The sequence below is a fragment of the Klebsiella sp. RHBSTW-00484 genome (assembly GCF_013705725.1).
In the GTDB taxonomy this organism is placed as follows: Bacteria; Pseudomonadota; Gammaproteobacteria; order Enterobacterales; family Enterobacteriaceae; genus Klebsiella.
Map to the genome: position 1 here is coordinate 4,702,444 of NZ_CP055481.1, position 18,653 is coordinate 4,721,096.

The 18,653-nt window shown below is 45.7% G+C and carries 17 protein-coding genes; 9 read left to right on the forward strand and 8 right to left on the reverse strand.

From position 1 onward, the window contains the following. The first annotated feature begins 6 nt into the window (after window positions 1-6). From HV213_RS22185 to HV213_RS22225, 9 genes are all read left to right on the forward strand, one after another. On the forward strand, window positions 7-327 hold the full coding sequence (locus HV213_RS22185) for an NIPSNAP family protein (protein ID WP_181483321.1): 321 nt from the start codon (window positions 7-9) through the stop codon (window positions 325-327). A 10-nt stretch (window positions 328-337) separates the two neighbouring features. Continuing rightward, window positions 338-2,038, forward strand: a complete 1,701-nt coding sequence (locus HV213_RS22190; RefSeq protein WP_181483322.1) for an FAD-dependent oxidoreductase — start codon at window positions 338-340, stop codon at window positions 2,036-2,038. 69 nt (window positions 2,039-2,107) lie between these two features. Beyond that, window positions 2,108-2,926, forward strand: a complete 819-nt coding sequence (locus HV213_RS22195) for a sugar phosphate isomerase/epimerase family protein (RefSeq protein ID WP_181483323.1) — start codon at window positions 2,108-2,110, stop codon at window positions 2,924-2,926. 10 nt (window positions 2,927-2,936) lie between these two features. Continuing rightward, window positions 2,937-4,301: an MFS transporter gene (locus HV213_RS22200; RefSeq protein WP_181483324.1), complete on the forward strand. Its 1,365-nt coding sequence runs from the start codon at window positions 2,937-2,939 to the stop codon at window positions 4,299-4,301. A gap of 409 nt (window positions 4,302-4,710) precedes the next feature. Beyond that, window positions 4,711-6,111 carry an MFS transporter gene (locus HV213_RS22205; protein ID WP_181483325.1) on the forward strand — a complete coding sequence of 467 codons (1,401 nt, stop codon included), beginning with the start codon at window positions 4,711-4,713 and terminating at the stop codon, window positions 6,109-6,111. Window positions 6,112-6,210: 99 nt separating this feature from the next. Then, on the forward strand, window positions 6,211-7,389 hold the full coding sequence (locus HV213_RS22210; protein WP_181483326.1) for a Gfo/Idh/MocA family protein: 1,179 nt from the start codon (window positions 6,211-6,213) through the stop codon (window positions 7,387-7,389). Between the two features lie 158 nt (window positions 7,390-7,547). Further along, on the forward strand, window positions 7,548-8,912 hold the full coding sequence (locus HV213_RS22215; protein WP_181483327.1) for an MFS transporter: 1,365 nt from the start codon (window positions 7,548-7,550) through the stop codon (window positions 8,910-8,912). 1,258 nt (window positions 8,913-10,170) lie between these two features. Beyond that, window positions 10,171-10,497 (forward strand): hypothetical protein, encoded by a 327-nt coding sequence (locus tag HV213_RS22220; RefSeq protein WP_181483328.1) that lies wholly within the window; start codon window positions 10,171-10,173, stop codon window positions 10,495-10,497. Window positions 10,498-11,241: 744 nt separating this feature from the next. Next, window positions 11,242-11,409 carry a hypothetical protein gene (locus HV213_RS22225; RefSeq protein ID WP_181483329.1) on the forward strand — a complete coding sequence of 56 codons (168 nt, stop codon included), beginning with the start codon at window positions 11,242-11,244 and terminating at the stop codon, window positions 11,407-11,409. Window positions 11,410-11,910: 501 nt separating this feature from the next. On the opposite strand, the gene HV213_RS22230 is transcribed toward HV213_RS22225, so the two are convergent. The 8 genes from HV213_RS22230 to HV213_RS22260 all read right to left on the reverse strand — a co-directional run bounded on the left by HV213_RS22230 (window position 11,911) and on the right by HV213_RS22260 (window position 18,652). Next, on the reverse strand, window positions 11,911-12,840 hold the full coding sequence (locus tag HV213_RS22230; protein WP_181483330.1) for an ACP S-malonyltransferase: 930 nt from the start codon (window positions 12,838-12,840) through the stop codon (window positions 11,911-11,913). 12 nt (window positions 12,841-12,852) lie between these two features. Continuing rightward, window positions 12,853-14,241: a hypothetical protein gene (locus HV213_RS22235; protein ID WP_228288563.1), complete on the reverse strand. Its 1,389-nt coding sequence runs from the start codon at window positions 14,239-14,241 to the stop codon at window positions 12,853-12,855. Further along, window positions 14,238-14,990: an outer membrane lipoprotein-sorting protein gene (locus tag HV213_RS22240; protein WP_442788171.1), complete on the reverse strand. Its 753-nt coding sequence runs from the start codon at window positions 14,988-14,990 to the stop codon at window positions 14,238-14,240. Before HV213_RS22240 ends, HV213_RS22235 begins: the two co-directional genes overlap by 4 nt. Before the next feature lie 45 nt (window positions 14,991-15,035). Continuing rightward, entirely contained in the window at window positions 15,036-16,346 is a 1,311-nt protein-coding gene (locus HV213_RS22245; RefSeq protein ID WP_181483332.1) for an ABC transporter permease, read from the reverse strand. Beyond that, entirely contained in the window at window positions 16,347-16,574 is a 228-nt protein-coding gene (locus HV213_RS33345) for a hypothetical protein (protein WP_228288565.1), read from the reverse strand. It abuts the gene before it with no gap. Window positions 16,575-16,675: 101 nt separating this feature from the next. Continuing rightward, complete coding sequence (locus HV213_RS33350) at window positions 16,676-16,996, reverse strand: hypothetical protein (RefSeq protein ID WP_228288566.1); 321 nt, start codon at window positions 16,994-16,996, stop codon at window positions 16,676-16,678. After that, window positions 16,980-17,687 carry an ABC transporter ATP-binding protein gene (locus HV213_RS22255; protein ID WP_181483333.1) on the reverse strand — a complete coding sequence of 236 codons (708 nt, stop codon included), beginning with the start codon at window positions 17,685-17,687 and terminating at the stop codon, window positions 16,980-16,982. The genes HV213_RS33350 and HV213_RS22255 overlap by 17 nt, the downstream gene beginning before the upstream one ends. Then, complete coding sequence (locus HV213_RS22260; RefSeq protein WP_228288567.1) at window positions 17,684-18,652, reverse strand: ATP-binding protein; 969 nt, start codon at window positions 18,650-18,652, stop codon at window positions 17,684-17,686. Before HV213_RS22260 ends, HV213_RS22255 begins: the two co-directional genes overlap by 4 nt. Between the last annotated feature and the right edge of the window lies 1 nt (window position 18,653).

Here is an 18,653-nt window from a genome sequence, read left to right on the forward strand (position 1 = left end):
AAAACCATGATTTATGAACAACGTACCTACACCATCAATCCGCTGAAAATGGCCGACTGGCTGGCGCTGTACAAAAGCGACGCTTACGCCGTCCAGACCGAGCACCTCGGCAAGCTGATCGGCTTCTTCTTTACCGAAATTGGTGTGGTCAATCAGGTGGTGCATATCTGGGCCTACGAAAGCCTCGACGATCGTCTGGTGCGCCGTGCGCGGATGGCTCAGGACGAACGCTGGCTAACTTTCTCGCGTAAAAACCGCGAGCTGGCGGCCGTCGAACGCCTGGAGTCGGTTCTCCTGCGCCCCACTGATTTTTCACCACTGCAATAAGGAGTCAGGCATGAGCGGGCAGATGAACGTGGATGTTCTGGTGGTCGGCTCCGGCGCGGCGGGTCTCTCTGCCGCCGTCACCGCCGCGCTAGGCGGTGCCAGCGTGCTGGTTGCCGAAAAAGAGTCAGTGATTGGCGGCACCAGCGCATGGTCCGGCGGCTGGCTGTGGATCCCGCACAATCCGCTGGCGCGCGAGGAAGGTATTGAAGAAGATCCCGATGAGCCGCTCACCTATCTCCGGCATGAGATGGATGGGCAACCTGCCGACGCTCGCCTGCTCACTTTTTTAAAGTACGGCCCGGAGATGATCGACTTCTTCCGACGCCATACGGCGGTGCAGTTTCTTTCGGGCAGCAAAATGCCTGACTTCCACGATTCGCCGGGCTATGCGCAGGGTGGACGTTCGGTCACCGCGCAGCCTTTTGACGGGCGCCTACTCGGTGACTGGCTGCATCGCCTGCGTCCACCGCTGGAAACCATCAGCCTCGCCGGCATGGGCATCGCTGGCGGCACGGACATGGCGCATTTTTTTAACGCCACCCGCTCGCCGCGTTCGGCGATATACGCAACCCGCCGCTTGTTACGTCACGGCTGGCAGCGGCTTCGCGCTGGGCGCGGGCAACATCTGGTTAACGGCAATGCGCTGGTTGCTCGCCTGCTGCGTTCGGCGCTGGATGCCGGGGTTAATTTTCAGCTTAACGCGCCGGTAGAACGACTGCTCACTTCCGACAAAGGCATAGAGGGTGCAGTATTGCGCAGCGACAGCGGTGAGATAGACGTTCGCGCCGGGGCGGTGATCCTCGCCTGCGGTGGATTTCCTCACGACAGGCTGCGCCTGGCGCAAAATGTCCCCCACGCCGCCAGCGGCTACGGTCATTTTTCCGCTGCACCGCCGGGTAATCAGGGTGATGGCATTCGGCTCGGCGAATCAGCTGGAGGCCAGTTTGATGGCTCACTCAGACACGCCATGGCATGGGCACCGGTTTCGCGCGTCACGCTCGCTAGCGGTCTGCAACTGGTATTCCCGCATCTGGTTGAACGCGCTAAGCCAGGCTTTATCGCCGTTCTGCCCAACGGCAAACGCTTCGCCAACGAGGCTAACTCCTACCACGATTTTATTGCCGCTCTGCTGGATGCGACTCCACCGGGCGAAGCGCCGCAGGCGTGGCTGATAGCAGACAGTCGTGCGCTGCACCGCTATGGGTTAGGCCACGCGCACCCCTTTCCCTTTTCACCGACAGCCTGGTTACGAACCGGCTACCTGCAAAGCGGCGAAACGCTGGAGGCACTGGCACAACAGTGTGCAATCGATCCGCAGCAATTAACGGAAACAGTAGCCCGCTTTAATGGCTTCGCCAGCAAAGGAGAAGACGAGGATTTTCAGCGCGGCGCCTCTGCATACAACCGCGCACAGGGTGATGCCAGCCATTCCGGCCATCCGACCCTCGGTGAACTGCGCCATGCGCCTTTTTATGCCGTGCGTATTCTTCCCGGTTCTCTGGGCTCCTTCAGCGGACTGCAAACTGATGAAAACGCACAGGTACTGAATGCTCAACAGCAGCCGATTGCTGGCCTTTACGCCATCGGCAACGATATGTCGAGCGTGATGCAGGGATTCTATCCCAGCGGCGGTATCACACTCGGACCGGCCATGACCTTTGGCTATCTGGTCGGTAAAAAACTGGCAGTAAACATAACAAAAACAATGTAGTAAACGACATCTTACCAGGGACGGCAATACACATAACAACAACCACCTGCAACTGTACTGGAGTCCTTTATGAACATGCGAACCCTGTCACTCGCCGCGCTTACCCTACTCGACGTCCCGCCACCGGAACAGGTGCGGATCGCGGCACAAACCGGATTTACCCACGTCGGCCTGCGCCTGCTTCCCGCCACGCCCTCCGACCCGGATTACGACATGCTCGGTAATACCCCTGCCGTGCGCGACACTCTGTCGGCGCTGATGGAAACAGGCATTCGCGTCTCGGACGTCGAAATTGTTCGCCTGACGCCAGATTTTTCACTCAATGCCCGTTTGCGATTATTCCTCGATACCGCCGCGCGACTGGGGGCTAAGCAGGTACTGGTCGCCGGAAACGATGAAAATCAGGCACGCAGCGCAGATAACCTCGCCAGACTCGCCGAGGCCGGCCAGGAGTATGGTTTAACCATGAATCTGGAGCCTATGCCCTGGACCCATTTGCGCACCATCGCCCAGGCCCGGTCGTTGATCAACACCAGTGGTCGCCAGGATATCGGTATTCTGATTGACGCAATTCATTTCTGGCGGGCGGGCGAGTCGCTCTCCACGCTCGCAGCACTGCCGCAAAACTGCCTCAACTATATGCAGCTTTGCGATGCCTCGCCGCAGGTACCCGTTGATGAACAAGAGCTGATTTATCAGGCCCGTGCAGCACGTAAAGTCCCCGGCGAAGGCGGGCTCGACCTACATGGGCTAATGGCGGCGCTTCCAGACACGCTGCCGGTCTCCCTGGAGGTTCCCTTAAGCGGTGACCAGGGCGCGCTGCCTGCGCTTACTCGTGCCCAGTTGCTGTTCAATGCCGCGCAGTCTTATCTGCGCCCTTGCGCATAAGGAGGATCCCATGACACAGACTCAACGCCTGGACGTCAGGGAGTTAATTAACACTAACCCGCTCAGCCGGTTCCAGAAACTGGTGGTATTTTTAGGCTTCTGCGTGATTGCTCTGGACGGTTTTGATATCGCCATTATGGGGTTTATCGCTCCGACGCTCAAACAAGAGTGGGGAGTGAGCAATCACGAACTCGGCTTTGTGATTAGCGCCGCGCTGATCGGCCTGGCGCTAGGCGCTATCTTCTCCGGCCCGCTTGCCGACTGGCTGGGGCGGAAAAAAATCATCATCAATAGCGTATTTTTCTTCGGTTTCTGGACCATTGCCACCGCCTTTTCACAAAACATTGAGCAGATGATGTTCTTTCGTTTTATGACCGGACTGGGATTAGGTGCTGCAATGCCGAATATCGGTACTCTCGTGTCGGAATACGCCCCGGAACGTCAGCGCTCGTTTCTTATCACAGTCATTTTTTGTGGTTTCACTTTTGGCGCGGCGGCAGGCGGTTTCTCCGCATCATGGCTGATCCCACAGTTTGGCTGGCACTCGCTGATGATGCTCGGCGGCATTCTTCCGGTGCTATTCGCTCCGGTACTTATTTGGCTGTTACCTGAATCGGTGCGCTTTCTGGTGGTTAAGCGCGCACCGGCCGAACGTATTCGGACAATTTTACGACGCCTCTACCCCGGGCAAATCGCCGATGATACCCAGTTTACCTTCCCGACACAGTCCGTGAATGGTAACGCGATGCGGATCGTGCTCTCCCGCCAGTACCGATTCGGATCGCTGATGCTATGGCTGGTCTACTTTATGGGGCTGTTTCTGGTTTATCTCCTCGGCAGCTGGCTGCCGACGCTGGTCAAAGAGGTCGGCCTGACGGTCAGCCAGGCAGCGGTCATGACGGCGATGTATCAGGCGGGCGGAACCATTGGTTCGCTGTTTGCAGGCTGGCTGATGGACCGGATCAACCCGCATCGCGCGCTAGGGTTAATTTACGCGGTTGGCGGTCTTTTCACGATGGCAATGGGCTATGCGGCGGCAAGTTTTGGGCTCATCTGCCTGCTGGCATTTATCAGCGGAGCCTGCCTGAACGGCGCGAATACCGGTATGAACGCGCTCTCCGCCCGCTATTATCCGACTGAGGCACGAGCCACCGGCTCCAGTTGGATGCACGGCGTTGGCCGTATGGGCGCGATCCTCAGCGCCTTTGCCGGGGCTGAAATGCTGGCGCTGGATCTCAGTTTCGAGAGCGTATTTTTAATTCTGGGGATCCCCGCCGCGATTACTGTGGCCGGACTCACTGCCAAAGGCATTTTTGCCGCCGACTCGACGACAAAATCCACCACATCCGCAACGGCTATCAGGAGCACGCAATAAAACGTTAAGTTCAGGCAGGCACGCCCCGGCATCGTGCTTGCCTCATCAACTAAAGAAAAATAAATTTCATTTATTTATGAAATGAAAAAATAAACCCACTAGAATTATCGATTCACCTCTCAATTTTCCGCTTAAAAAGCGCCAATTCAATACAGCAAGCAAATAAATAACTCATCAAAAACCTGATTAATAACCTTATCAATCAACTTAATTTAATGGTTGTGAATGTAAAATCTCTGACGCAATATTTTCATTTTTCGATCCCCCTCGCATATACAGAAATTAAATTTCAAATAACCATTGAAATGAAATAAATATTTCCATATGTTCTGGCTGACATTCAGGATAAGGTTGTGCCGGCGGAACTGGCACTGAGGTACTTACTTGTCCCCCGACAAAGGAATAGACCATGAGTGAACAGCAGATCCTTCTCTCCCCCGCAGCGGCGCGCGGCGATAAGCTAACCTGGACCACCCGCATTGCTTACGGCGGCGGCGATACCGCCTGCAACGTCGTTTTCGGCATGATTGGCACCGTATTAACCCTGTTCTATACCGACTACGTAGGAATCAGCATCGCCACCGTCGGTCTGGTGATGCTGATCTCCCGTCTGTTTGACGGCGTTTCCGATGTAATAATGGGTTTGATGGTCGAACGAACAAACTCCCGCTGGGGTAAATCGCGTCCCTGGCTGCTCTGGATGAGCGTTCCCTATGCCGTTTCCGCGATCCTGTTATTTACCGTCCCGCAAACCACCGGCACGCTACAGTTTCTCTACCTGCTGGTGGCTTATAACTTCTGTACCACCGTGTGCTACACCGCTATCAACCTTCCCTACGGCAGCCTTTCCGCCATGATGACTCGCGACTCATGGGAAAGGGATATGCTCAGCATCACCAGAATGTCGATGTCGCCATTCGGTCGTATTCTCGCTGTAGCTTGTACATTGCCACTGGTGAAATATTTCGGCGACGATCAGGCCGCATGGATCAAAACCATGTCTATCTGGGCTTTTCTGGCGCTGCTGTTGCTGCTGTTCTGCTTCTACAAATGTGAAGAGAAGGTAGTTATCAAAGCGCGAGAAAAACAGGGAAATGTTCCCGTTAAAAAACAGCTCTCTGCGCTCTTTCGTAACCAGTACTTCTGGGCCAGCGCAATCCTGTGGACAGCACAGAGTGTTTACTACACCGTGGTTGGGATCGCACTGCCTTACTACTGCCGTTATGTACTGGGCGACGATACCTTCTATAGCTCCATTTTCGTTGCCGAAACTGCCTGTATCATCATTTTCACCTTCCTCAGTTCCGTCCCCATCCGCAAATACGGTAAGCGCAATGTTGCATTGTGCGGCATTGTGCTGGCGACCATCGGGCAGGTGCTGTTTATGTTTAACTCCAATGATTACCACTGGGCGCTGGCGAACGCGATTATTCGCGGTATTGGCTTCGCGCCTCTGAACGCCGTGCTGTTCGGCTTCTGCGGCGATGCCGTTGAGTTCGGCCAGTGGAAAACTCGCGTGAGGCAAGAAGGAATGATTTTTTCCGCCGGTTCCGTCGGAACGAAGCTCGGCGCGGGTGTTGCCGCTGCGGTTATCTCCGGCCTGTTGAGTATGGCGGGCTACGTCAGCTCCAGTAGCGGCTCCGGCGTTCAGCCGCAAAGCGCTATCGACATGATTAACAACGTTTACCTCTACGGCTCTTTCTTCCTGTGGATCCTGGTCATTATTACGCTGCTGTTTTACCGGCTGGATAAGCAGTACCCGCAGATTATGCAGGAGCTGAAAGAACGCGAAGCCCGTGGAGAAATGTAAAACCTATTCTGGAATTGCCCAGAAACCACACCTGCGCTCTAAGAGCGCGGGTACACAGAACCTCTGAAATCCGTAGTATCTATAAAGGAGAGCACCATCATGTTAAACGGCATGAAACCCTTATCTCGCTCCCTGCGCTGGGGAATGGTCGGCGGCGGCGGTACCAGCCAAATTGGCTATAGCCACCGCTGCGCGGCGCTACGCGACAATGTCTTTACCCTGCTGGCCGGTGCGCTCGATATAGATGCCGAGCGGGGGCGTCAATTTGGTGAGCAACTCGGAATCGCTCCCGAGCGTTGCTACGCCGATTATCAAACATTGTTTGCAGAAGAGGCCAAACGTCCTGACGGTATTGAGGCCGTTTCGGTGACCACGCCAAATAATACCCACTTCGCCATCACCAAAGCGGCGCTGGAAGCCGGGCTGCACGTTGTCTGTGAAAAACCGCTGTGCTTTACCGCCGATGAAGCCCGCGAACTGCTGGCGCTGAGTAAAAAGCAGAATAAAATCATCGGTGTGACCTACGGCTATGCCGGACACCAGATGATCCAGCAGGCACGTCAGATGATCGCCGAAGGGATGCTCGGTGAGATCCGCATTATTAATATGCAGTTTGCCCACGGTTTTCATAATAAAGCCGTCGAACTGCAGGCTGAATCTACACGCTGGCGCGTGACGCCAAAATATGCGGGGCCAAGCTATGTGCTGGGGGATTTGGCAACTCACCCGCTGTTTATTGCGGAAACGATGGTGCCAAATCTCAACATCACCCGGCTGATGTGCTCCCGCCAGAGCTTTGTCAAATCCCGCGCCCCGCTGGAAGATAACGCCTTTGTACTGATGGAATATAACAATGGCGCAGTCGGTTCTCTGTGGACCAGCGCAGTCAACAGCGGCGCAATGCACTCACAGAAAGTGCGCGTTATCGGGGAAAAAGCCAGTATCGAATGGTGGGATGAGCGCCCGAACCAGCTCAGCTATGAGGTACAGGGCGAACCGGCACGCGTTCTTGAGCGCGGGATGCCCTATCTGAGTCAGCAAGCGTTGGCGGACGATCGTATCGGCGGAGGCCATCCGGAAGGATTATTCGAGGCTTGGGCTAACCTCTACCGCCGCTACGCTATCGCCATGGACGCAATGGATCGCGGCGATCGTGAGTTCCTGGAGACCTTCTGGTATCCGAACGTCGAAGCCGGACTTCACGGCGTTTACTGGGTTGAACAGTGCGTTAAATCCGCCGATGCAGGCGGTCAGTGGGTTGACTTCAACTGCCAATAATCTCTGCGCGCCAGTGGAGGCTCCTCCACTGGTTTCTTTCTCTCTCTACCCCACCCACCTCATCATGCAACACTGCCGTAATATCTGTTAAACAAACATTTATTTACGCTTTAGATTCCCCCCACTACACTAGTCGCAGTTTTTATATTGAGGTGGTAATGAACGATAACAAAATGACGCCAGGCGAGCTGCGCGCGACCTGGGGTTTGGGGACCGTATTCTCTCTGCGCATGCTTGGCATGTTTATGGTCCTCCCGGTTCTGACCACCTATGGCATGGCGTTACAGGGCGCAAGTGAAGCACTCATTGGTCTGGCTATTGGTATCTATGGGCTGGCTCAAGCGATATTTCAGGTGCCTTTCGGCCTGCTTTCTGACCGAATTGGTCGTAAACCGCTGATCGTCGGCGGCCTGTTAATCTTCGTTATCGGCAGTATTATCGCCGCCCTATCTGACTCCATCTGGGGCATCATTCTTGGCCGCGCGCTACAGGGCTCCGGCGCGATTGCCGCAGCGGTAATGGCGCTGCTTTCTGATTTAACCCGCGAGCAGAATCGTACCAAAGCCATGGCTTTTATTGGCGTCAGCTTCGGCGTCACCTTTGCTATCGCTATGGTTCTCGGGCCCATTGTTACTCATCAGCTTGGCTTGCATGCCCTGTTCTGGATGATTGCCGTCCTGGCGACGCTCGGTATTTTGCTCACTCTGTGGGTGGTGCCTAACAGCCACAATCACGTGCTGAATCGCGAGTCCGGGATGGTAAAAGGCTGCTTTCGCAAAGTGCTTGCAGAGCCAAAGCTGCTGAAGCTTAATTTCGGCATTATGTGCCTGCACATCATGCTGATGTCCACCTTCGTCGCCCTTCCGGGTCAGCTGGAGGCCGCAGGTTTCCCTGCCGCGGAGCACTGGAAAATCTATCTGGTCACCATGCTGGTCTCATTTGTCGCCGTGGTACCGTTTATTATCTACGCCGAAGTGAAGCGCAAAATGAAGCGCGTATTCATGCTGTGCGTGGCTATTTTGCTGATAGCTGAAATTGTCCTTTGGGGAGCTGGGGGATACTTCTGGGAGTTGGTGGCCGGCGTTCAACTGTTCTTCCTTGCGTTCAACCTGCTGGAAGCGCTACTGCCCTCGTTAATCAGTAAAGAATCACCTGCCGGATATAAAGGCACCGCAATGGGAATCTACTCTACTAGCCAATTCCTCGGCGTGGCAATTGGCGGAGCTCTCGGCGGTTGGGTGGATGGCTTCTTTGACTCGCAAACCGTATTCCTGCTCGGAGCATTGCTGTCTATGCTGTGGTTACTGGTAGCCAGCACCATGAGCGAACCGCCATATGTCAGCAGTTTACGAGTAGAAATTCCAGACGATGTTGTGGCTGATGCAATGTTGCAGGCGCGCTTGCAATCTAAAGAAGGTGTAAAAGAGGCTCTGGTGGTTGCAGAAGAGCGTTCGGTGTACATCAAAATCGACAGTAAATTGACTAACCGCTTTGAGGTTGAGCAGGCCATCAATGAAAGATAGAGATAGGCTCCTGCTAATGTTTGATTTTATTCAGCAGTTGCCACATAAAATGGCACTGATAATTGCGTGTTACTGTCTAATGTAACGCAAGCTACAATAACTCAGCTCAATTCACCCACGGTAAATAAATCGGCTGAAATATAAGTTTGAATTCGAAGTTCTTTTCTAGCCAATTATCGGTCTCTTTGCTTTTATGGATACGATAGTTATGGCATGAAAATGTATCTGTTTCATATCTTCGAATAAATTGATAGACAAGGAAGTTTTATACTGGCCCTGCAGTATGAATCACCTCCTGCGCAAGATAATATCTTGCGTTAATTCCTGTCGTGACGGCACCATTTTATGGTCCTCAGGGTTGCCAGCCCGCACCGAACTTAGACTCACTGCTCCATTACGAGCGCTGATACCCAAAATCAGCAAGAGAAAACGTTATCAGATGATGTAATAGCTGACTAACGCGTTCTTTCGACCCAGAGGAAGGGACTCCCGCGCATCCATACAGCCAGCGTTGAACCGTCCAATGGATGAGAGTGTGCTGGCAACGTGGCTGGCACTGTCCCCTTGGCGCAACATCAGCATGGGGATCAGTCGGCGGGCATGGTTTTTGTCACGCATCTTATGGATAGTTTTCTGCATCTGGCATCGTTCAGTACAGGGAATGGGGGTCATGATCGGTATCACTCAGTCCGGTTGATGATTTTGATTAGTTTGGCAATTGCTCAGACCACACAATACAGGCTGAGCTCCTCACAAGAGAGCTACTATTTGGCGCAGCTATTTATACCCACTCCGCGATATTTCAGGTTAGGCCTGGCAAAATTCTGCAGTACGTGTCCATCCTATCTTCGGTTGTCAAAGCAATCACTGGATACATCTTTTCTATCCTAACCAGAGAAAAACACCAACAATAACCATGCTTGTTTAGTTTTGTATGAAATCACCAACAATAAAGCTCATTTCCACATGGCTACCAATATAAAAAAAATTGCCAAGAGCTTGTGTGATTTATATTACAATTAGCATAACATGAACACATTCAGTTCATAAAGAAGGCACAAAACGCTCCAGCATTGAATCATCTCCACAAAATTAATTCACATATGATATTTTATCATTCTCATTCATAAAAACTTATTCATAGAATAATCTAATAGATCATTTCAATATTCACTATGATTAATAAAAAAGGATCAGTAATATATAAATGATGGTTACACACCATCAAACCCTCATTAATTTAAAATGGAAATAAGAAATGAAAGAACTCACTCAAGCTGAAATGGAATATATCTCGGGTGCGGGTATTATCGACCTCCCTTGCGCATTGATAGATTTTACTGTTAAATCAGCGCTTGGTCTTGTCGGCGCGGGCTTTGAGAGTGGCTGGAATGCAGCTTTTGCAGCAATGGAAACCACATTTGACATTGTGAGTAACCTCCTGAGCGGCTCTCCGAATAGCCTTGGAAGTATCCTTACAGATCATATTAACTCCTTGCTGTATGCCGAGTCTGGTGTATGGTCAAACTTTGTCTATAATGCAGCAACCAACTGGGGTAACGTTACTTATTCTTTACAAAAATAAGTAATACATATATGGCCAGTCAATGTTTCGACTGGCCATACTAAATAATCACCCATAGTTATGTATTTAAAAATAATCCACCTGCTTTATCTGAGCAATGTAAAAACACTATTTCAGATATGTTTCGCAATTCCAATCATAGCATCAGAACTCGATTCCCAACGGTGTCTGGTATAGAGTTTATTCAGCAAAACGACGAAAAAAATCAGAGCAAGGATTACAGAAATACCATCGAAATACTTGATGAATCACCGTAACAGCAATGACAACTGATTTCCTGATCTCTCTATATATAGACAAGCATCATTACCAGGCAGTTTTATTTAACACTTCCAATAGATTGAATCTTAAACACAAGAGGTAAAAATGGACCACATGATGCCATGTGGCCCGATAAATAATCAAAGGAGGTTATTTTTTTTATCAATTTCACCACACCGGAAATACATATCACATGCGGAAAGGTAATCATGATGCCATAACCAATAAACATGAAGATAGAAGTAACCTGTTATGGGTAAAACACATAATGAAAAATAACCATAAAAATTTATATTCAATCCTACCTGAGAGAGAATCATACTGATTATAAATACCCACAAGGACTCAACAACAAATAAAATAATCAATCGCCACCATGTAGGTTTCTTATAAAAACCAGGAAATGGAATGGATTTAGATAAACTGAAATCAATTTCCTTTAGAAACAATCTTCCTAAAAAACTATAGCGCCGGGAAGATCGAGTGAATACCAAATTAACAAGAAGAACTAAACTACAAACGATCAAAATTGCTATCATCAAACGAAATGAAAAAAAACCTTCAGATAAAGAAAAATCAGAATGTGTCGCTAAGGGGCTAACAATTAGAGAACTAGTAATGAAGGCGATAACAACATTAAAAGTGACATAACTGTATAAACTTTTATATTTGAGTTTTTTGGCCGTTGCTTGTCGCATCAACTTCACATAGGTATGCCTGGTAAGCCAAAATAGAAAATAAATAACCATTGGTGAGACCATTGCAATACAGAGTAAAGCGCTAATAGTAGAAAAGAAGAATAAGCAACTTTTGGCTATCAGATAACATAGTAAAAAAACACACCCAGAGACAATCGCCGGATGTGAAAGAAAGGTTTCATATCGTGATATTGATCTATCATGAAAATAATAAAAATCAATGTTTTTTATCGCGCATTTGTATGCCCAATAGCCCTTTAACTCATATATAAAACCAAACATTATTAATGATAAAATGGCACTAATTGAGTAAGCATCATTGGGGGACAGCGAATACCCACAATTCTTCCAAAATAGACCTAACAGAAAAATGCACACAAAGTAGAGGTATGGAAGAAGTCTCTTATCCTGACGATAAATAAAAATTAGATAACCTGGAATCATAATAACCTCGTTAGCACTCAACCCATTTTCTGCAATGTGTAACATTTTCAGTTCTAAAATTATCGAAGTCTTTAAGCAATTGTCCCAAATAAGCTTTATTACTTATTTCGAAAAACATCACAGGCGCGGAGGGTTGTAAAAATGAAGTCATCGAAGTTGTCCATCGCACCGTATTTGTCAGATGTAAAGATAAATTCTCTTTAATCTTCTGTGGATTAAATTCTTCCTGTCCTGTGACATTCATAAACACTGGATATCCAGGTTGACCAATGTAAACCTGTTGTAAGAAATCTCGCATAAGCTGAACACCCTCGGCCATAAGATGCGTATGCCAGGCACCGCTGACCCCCAGCTTTACCACTTCAAACCCTGAACCGATCAAAACCCGGGAGAATTCGTTTACATCAGCAAGCTCGCCACCAATCACCTGTTGGAACTGGCTGTTATCACAGCAAATGTCAAGCGAAAGCATAGAATCAGAAATCAATCTAAACATTGATTGATAGTCAGTACCTTTAACTGCAAGCATGGCGCCTTTATAAATCTGACTTAGATTATTCATGATATTTGAACGTACATGTATTATACGGAATAAATCTTCCATGCTTATCGCTCCCGCAGCATAAAGCGCGCTGTATTCCCCAACACTATGACCGCAGGAACCAACCACACTCTCTTTTTCAAGTTTTTTAGTACATAGAGTGTAAAGCGTCACATTAATAGCCGTTACTGCTATCTGCTGTACTGTCGTCTTAACCAGACGATTCATAGGTCCCTTCTGACACAATCGGCGAACATCCATACCTGTAATATCACTGGCACAATCCCAGATATTCCTGGTCAGGGTATTTAAACCCCATAAATCGGCCCCCATTCCAATAACAGGATTCCCTTGACCAGCAAAAAGAAGAACATGTGATTGTTCAAACTGGTTTTTCATTGTAATACATCCTTATAAATAATATTTAAAACCAAAATATACTCCGACTGTATCGCCAAAAAGTTCAAATTCAGAATTTTTACTCCCCTGCGCACTATACAACCCCATATAAAATTCAGCCTGATCGTTGGCACCTTTTAGAGGTTTCACGTAATGAATTCCCAATAATGTACTGTTATCTAATAAGTTCATAACAAGATAGGGTTGTATAACTGAACTACCCTTGTTTTGTAAACTCCCCCATGTATTAACATAATGTCTTCCTTGTAGCATTCCTTTATTTGATGTATTGCTAATCTCCCCTCCCATCAAGTATTTATAATTATCAAATGCCTTATTCAAAGTCTGATAACCTGTATCTCCATTCAGAAATTTAACGAAGTTAACCTGATTACGCCATTCAGACTCTGTATACCCCTCACTCTGAAAATAATATTCCATACCAAATATACTAAAGTTATTGGTTGTATATTGTCCGCCAACAGAGAATTCAATCCCTTCTTTATCTTCCTGTGAATATAGTGATGAAGGATAAACTCCAGATAACACTTCATTCTTTTTCTCATTAGAAAAATGTCGCCACTGCTGATTCTTATGTAATGCCAATTCGCTATTAATAATAAATTGAGTGATATAGTTATAACTGTCAGCTAGCGCGATTGAAGGCGAATCACCCAACATCATGTTTACAGATAAGCTATGATTTTCAAAGCGATAGTCAGCATAACCAAATAAATAACGTTCACTGCTATTGGTACGTTTATTTTCACTCCAGTTACTGGAAGACTCATAGTAATTATTTATATTTGCTAATTTTGGCGATATTGTCAGAGAAAAAGCATAATCACGATATTCCTTAGATATACTTGCCCCCCAGTAGGAATCGCTATAAAGCGATTTCATTGCTGGATCATATATTCTGGTAGATTTAAACCCTGAGTAATAATTGGTTATAAGCTCCGCTGGCGATCTTAAAAAAAATGCCCCCTGTGGGGTTGGGAGTTTGCCTCCTTCCAAACGAACCGTATTGGATAGCGTCCATGTTATACGAAGTTTTTCTGTAAGAACCTTTGAGCGACTGTCATCTTTTTCAAATAAACCCACGCTACGAGTTGGATAGTAGCCTAACGCATATAGAGAGAAATCTAAATCCAGCATATCATTAGTTAAAGAGCAAGCACTGGCAAACTTAAGGGCAATATCATTGTAAACATTGGTAGCAGTATAGGGATTTTTCCTATTTATTTGCCAGATAGATTCATTTTTGTGAACAAAAGAGGTCTGCCCAGTGAGTACAATTTCTAGATTTGACCGCAACTCCTCTCCAGAAAAACAACCAGCCTGCCCCCATGGAGATACCATGGCAATAGGTAAGATAAAAATAGAGAGTCCCACTTTCACTTTGAGCCTCGCTGAATAGATTCCTTGGTAAAGTAAAATTCAGGCAAAGATTCGAGCCGAACATCGCTATATTTCATAACTGAATATCCCCTGGAGTATCGGGCATTCTGCACAACAATTTCAGTGGGACGATGACGCCCTAAAACCATTTGATATTTTTTATATGACACTTTTTTGAGTAAGATATTATCAAGAGAATAATAGGATGCCTGGTATGGTCGATGTTCAGCATCCTTTTCTACCAGATAAATTACCTTAGGGTAGGTGACCGAATCAACTTTACGCACCAGTGATAACCTGTAGCATTTTTTATCACCGCAAACCTCTTCTCCCTCCAGAGTTGAATCATAGGAATACTCAAAGTTCGTAACAATAACGTCACCATTAGATATTTGGCCGATTAATCTTTGCGATCGAGAAATAGGGATTGGTCGACGGAGGTCTGGAGTATAAAACCATAGGTCGTACCAATCAGATAGCATCACCTTCCCCTTATCACGTGGAGGATAGATAAACCTCACCAAGGAGCGGGCATCAGCATGAGTACCATTTTCTGGTTTAATGAAACGCATTGATATATCTAAAACTTGCTTATTTTCTGGCTCTATAGCACCCTCTTTATATTCAAGCACTGTCACCGTATAACGAAATGGTTCATTTGGTGAACGAACACTATCCGCCTTGCGTATAATTTCAAGCGCCAAAGCTTCATCAGAAGCCAGTACAGGTATCACTGATTGAGCTAACATGATTACTATAAATAAACACCAGACATGTTTTTTCATACTCATCCCTTATGAAGACTTAAATGCATCAGAAATATTAAGCCGGGATGCACGAATAGCTGGAAGTATAGAAGCAAGAGCTGATATTATAATTGGTAATACTATCGTTATCCAAATCAGTTCTGCATTATCTGTTTTAATAAATGCGGTGTAACCTGCCGATTGCCCTGGTGATGGAGGCATTGCAACTCCAGAAATATTAATCATTGCAGAAATTGCGTAGCCAACAATAAGACTCCCGAGAGCACCAATAATACCAACAAATACCCCCTCCAACCAAAATAGCAATGTTACATGTCCAGACTGTAACCCAATAGCCCTTAGCGTAGTAATCTCTCTGGTTCGCTCTACTATATTCATGGTCATTGAATTACTGATCATAAACACCACAATGAGAGCAACAATAAGTTTGATAAAGAAATAGATACCCGACAGCATTCCCTCTACTTGCTGATAATAAAGAGAACTAGATTTCCAGTCCTTAACAATCAATGGTAATTTGTTATTAGCTATATATTTCTTCAGTTTCGTTAAAAACGGTAAAACATCATCATTTTTGAGTAAAATAAGAATTTTACTCACGCTGTTAGTACCCATTATTTTTTGCGCTGTATCAAGTGGAATCTTCATTGCCACGTCATCATAATCCTTGATACCTGACTCAAAAATACCACGTAGTTTTAAAGACATGGCTCCCTGCCCACCGGCAGTATTAATGACTATAACATCGAGCCAATCTCCGTATTGACTGTCAAGCGTTTTTGCTAAACCACTACCAATGGTAATTTCGTTATTTTTTACTCTTGATAAATCACTACCAAAAACAATCTTATCAAATGCACCTAATTTCAAAGCCGGTAGAGGCTCTACGCCAAGAGCAGAAAAATAGTTAGATGTTTCACTCTCATAGTGTGAAATAATACCCGTAAACTCAAGCTGCCCTGAAATTGTCGATATATCTCGGAATAAATCTGGATTATTTAAAATATTATCCTTTAATGATGTGTAATCAACAATAATGCTTTTATTTTTATTAGATGTATCAAAATAAGATTTATTGTAAATTTGCACATGTCCAATATTTGTACGGATCGTTTGTTCCTTAAGAATCCAAAAAGAATAATTAATAAATCCGCCATATAAAAAAATTGCACAGCCACCTAAAATAATAGCTAAAATAGTTGAGAATGTTCTTCTACGATGACGTAGAAGATTAAGGAAAGCAAATTTTACATCACCAAAACGAAAGGCAATGTTATACATAATAAACAATAACACCAAAATCACAATGCAGTTAATAAACATCATATCCTTTGACATCTAATCACCTTTAATGACAGGAAGAATAATCTGCGTAACTTCTGAAATATTCCAGGCGGGAGAATCGCTTTGCACAAAATTTATTTCGAAACCTGGATATCTCTGTTGCAATTGAGCCAGTAAAAGATTGGCCTTATCATACATTTTACAAGCATTCAGAGCTCTTAAGCGCATCTCATTTATATATTTAACAATATCATCGCTAAATTTTTCTTTCTCTTGTAACAATAGCGCGGTATCCTTAATCGTTACAACACAACGTCCAAGGCTGGCTGGTAAATAAGCATCAACCCGTGCACGTAAGTATCTAATAAGAATTTCATTCTCATTTAAATCAACTGCCTCATCCAGATAAAAAAACCTATTTTTGCATACTCTGAGGCTTCAATTATATTATTTACACTAAGGAAGTAATTTGCTTGTCTCAGCATTCCCCAAGAGTAAAAAACCAATGAACCTGAGTTACCGTTTTCTTTATATTCTTGAAATAAGTTTTCTGTGAGAAGAGCTAATTTCTCAGGTTGTGCCGGAAACCCATTTTGTAGTACACGATCAACCGCTGGAGTTGAAATCATACCTGCAACTCCGGAAAAAAATGTCATCGACAGACTTAGACATAACACACTAAAAATTCTATTTTTCTGAATCATAGGCTATTTCCCCATCCTTAATTTCAACCACTCGTCTAGCACGCTCTTTAAGTTGAGTGGAGTGGGTAGAAATAATGAAGGTAGTTGCTGTTTTTTGATTAATCTCAAATAAAAGATCCAGGATTGCTTCTCCGGTAGCATGATCGAGATTACCAGTAGGTTCATCGGCAACAACGACCCGAGGGCCATGTGCTAATGCCCTTGCAATTGCTACTCGCTGTTGTTGCCCACCCGACAATTGTCCTGGCTTGCGATCCTTCATGTGAGTCAAACCAACACTATCGAGAAAGTGCAAACTCCGCTCCTTTGCTTCTTTGCTCTTAAAATGAACGTTCAGCACTAATGGATAAAACACATTATCAAAAGCATTTAGTACAGGGATTAAGTTGAAAAACTGAAATATGAAACCAAGATGTTTACCACGAATAGTTGCTAAATCCTTTTCTGGTAAAATAGTAAGGTGTTTATTAAGAAAAAAGACATTTCCAGCTGATGGCTGATCAATACCAGAAAGTATATTAAGCAAGGTACTCTTACCACTACCTGAAGGCCCACATAACGCTATAAACTCACCTTTAGAAATCTCGAGATTGATATTTTTAAGTGCGTCAATTTTATTTTCATGGGAGCTGTAACTCTTATATATGCCATTCAGAAAGACATCAGGCAATTCCTTTATATTACTTCTCATTTTAATTCCTCCTCTTCAAAAAAAGTATCAAAATAAGTATAACCACCAGGGTTACATGGAATTATTGTTCTTGTACAACTAGAATTCAAAGAACGATGAAAAATATATTGCCAGATTAATGCAGGTGTCATACATCCGCTGTAACCATAGATATTAAGCAGTTCTATAACATTCCCAGGTGAGTTTGAAATTTGGTTTATACCTCCAGCATATGCAATTTGATCAATATCATGAGTAGTACAATAGCCTTGTTCAAGAACCTCATTAATATTACTGTTAATATACGGCCCACAGTTTATCCTCAGATCACTCCCTCGTTGACTAAAAATAAAACAACCAACCCGTTCAATAGATAAGTTTATATGTGGTGTCAACCGTTCTTCTTTTTTTCTCTCATCTAAATTGATGTTTTCAGCAGTAAATGATAACAACGGAACAGTCCGATAACCGCCACAAATAACTACAAAATCAAATATATTCCATGCAAGATAATCTTGGGCCAATCGCATAGCCAGGACAAGTGAGTTGCTTTCCCCACGAATTTTACAAGTGACATCAGTTACTGAAAATTTTTTAATTAAATTCCTAGGTAAAGTGTCAATCGCTGATAAATGCAGACTGCTTATATTACATTCAAATATCCCAGACTCTCCCCATGAGTCAATATAAACAAAGGCGGTTCGAGATTTCAATAATAGCATACACTCTTTAGCAGATAGTTCATGTAACGCTGTATCTGAAACCTTGTCCAATGCATTTATATAAGGAATATGCTCTGGTCGACGAGTAATTTCCCTGCTATATACTGCCTCCGATGATCCAAATCGCTTAAACGCCCAACTATTTGCACCTGTAGACTTCAATGCATTATTGTATGAGTGAGATTCCCAAACATTCAACCAACTGGGATAATATAAAAAAAATGGTTCTTCCGGTTCAATGAAAGAATATGATGATAAATACATT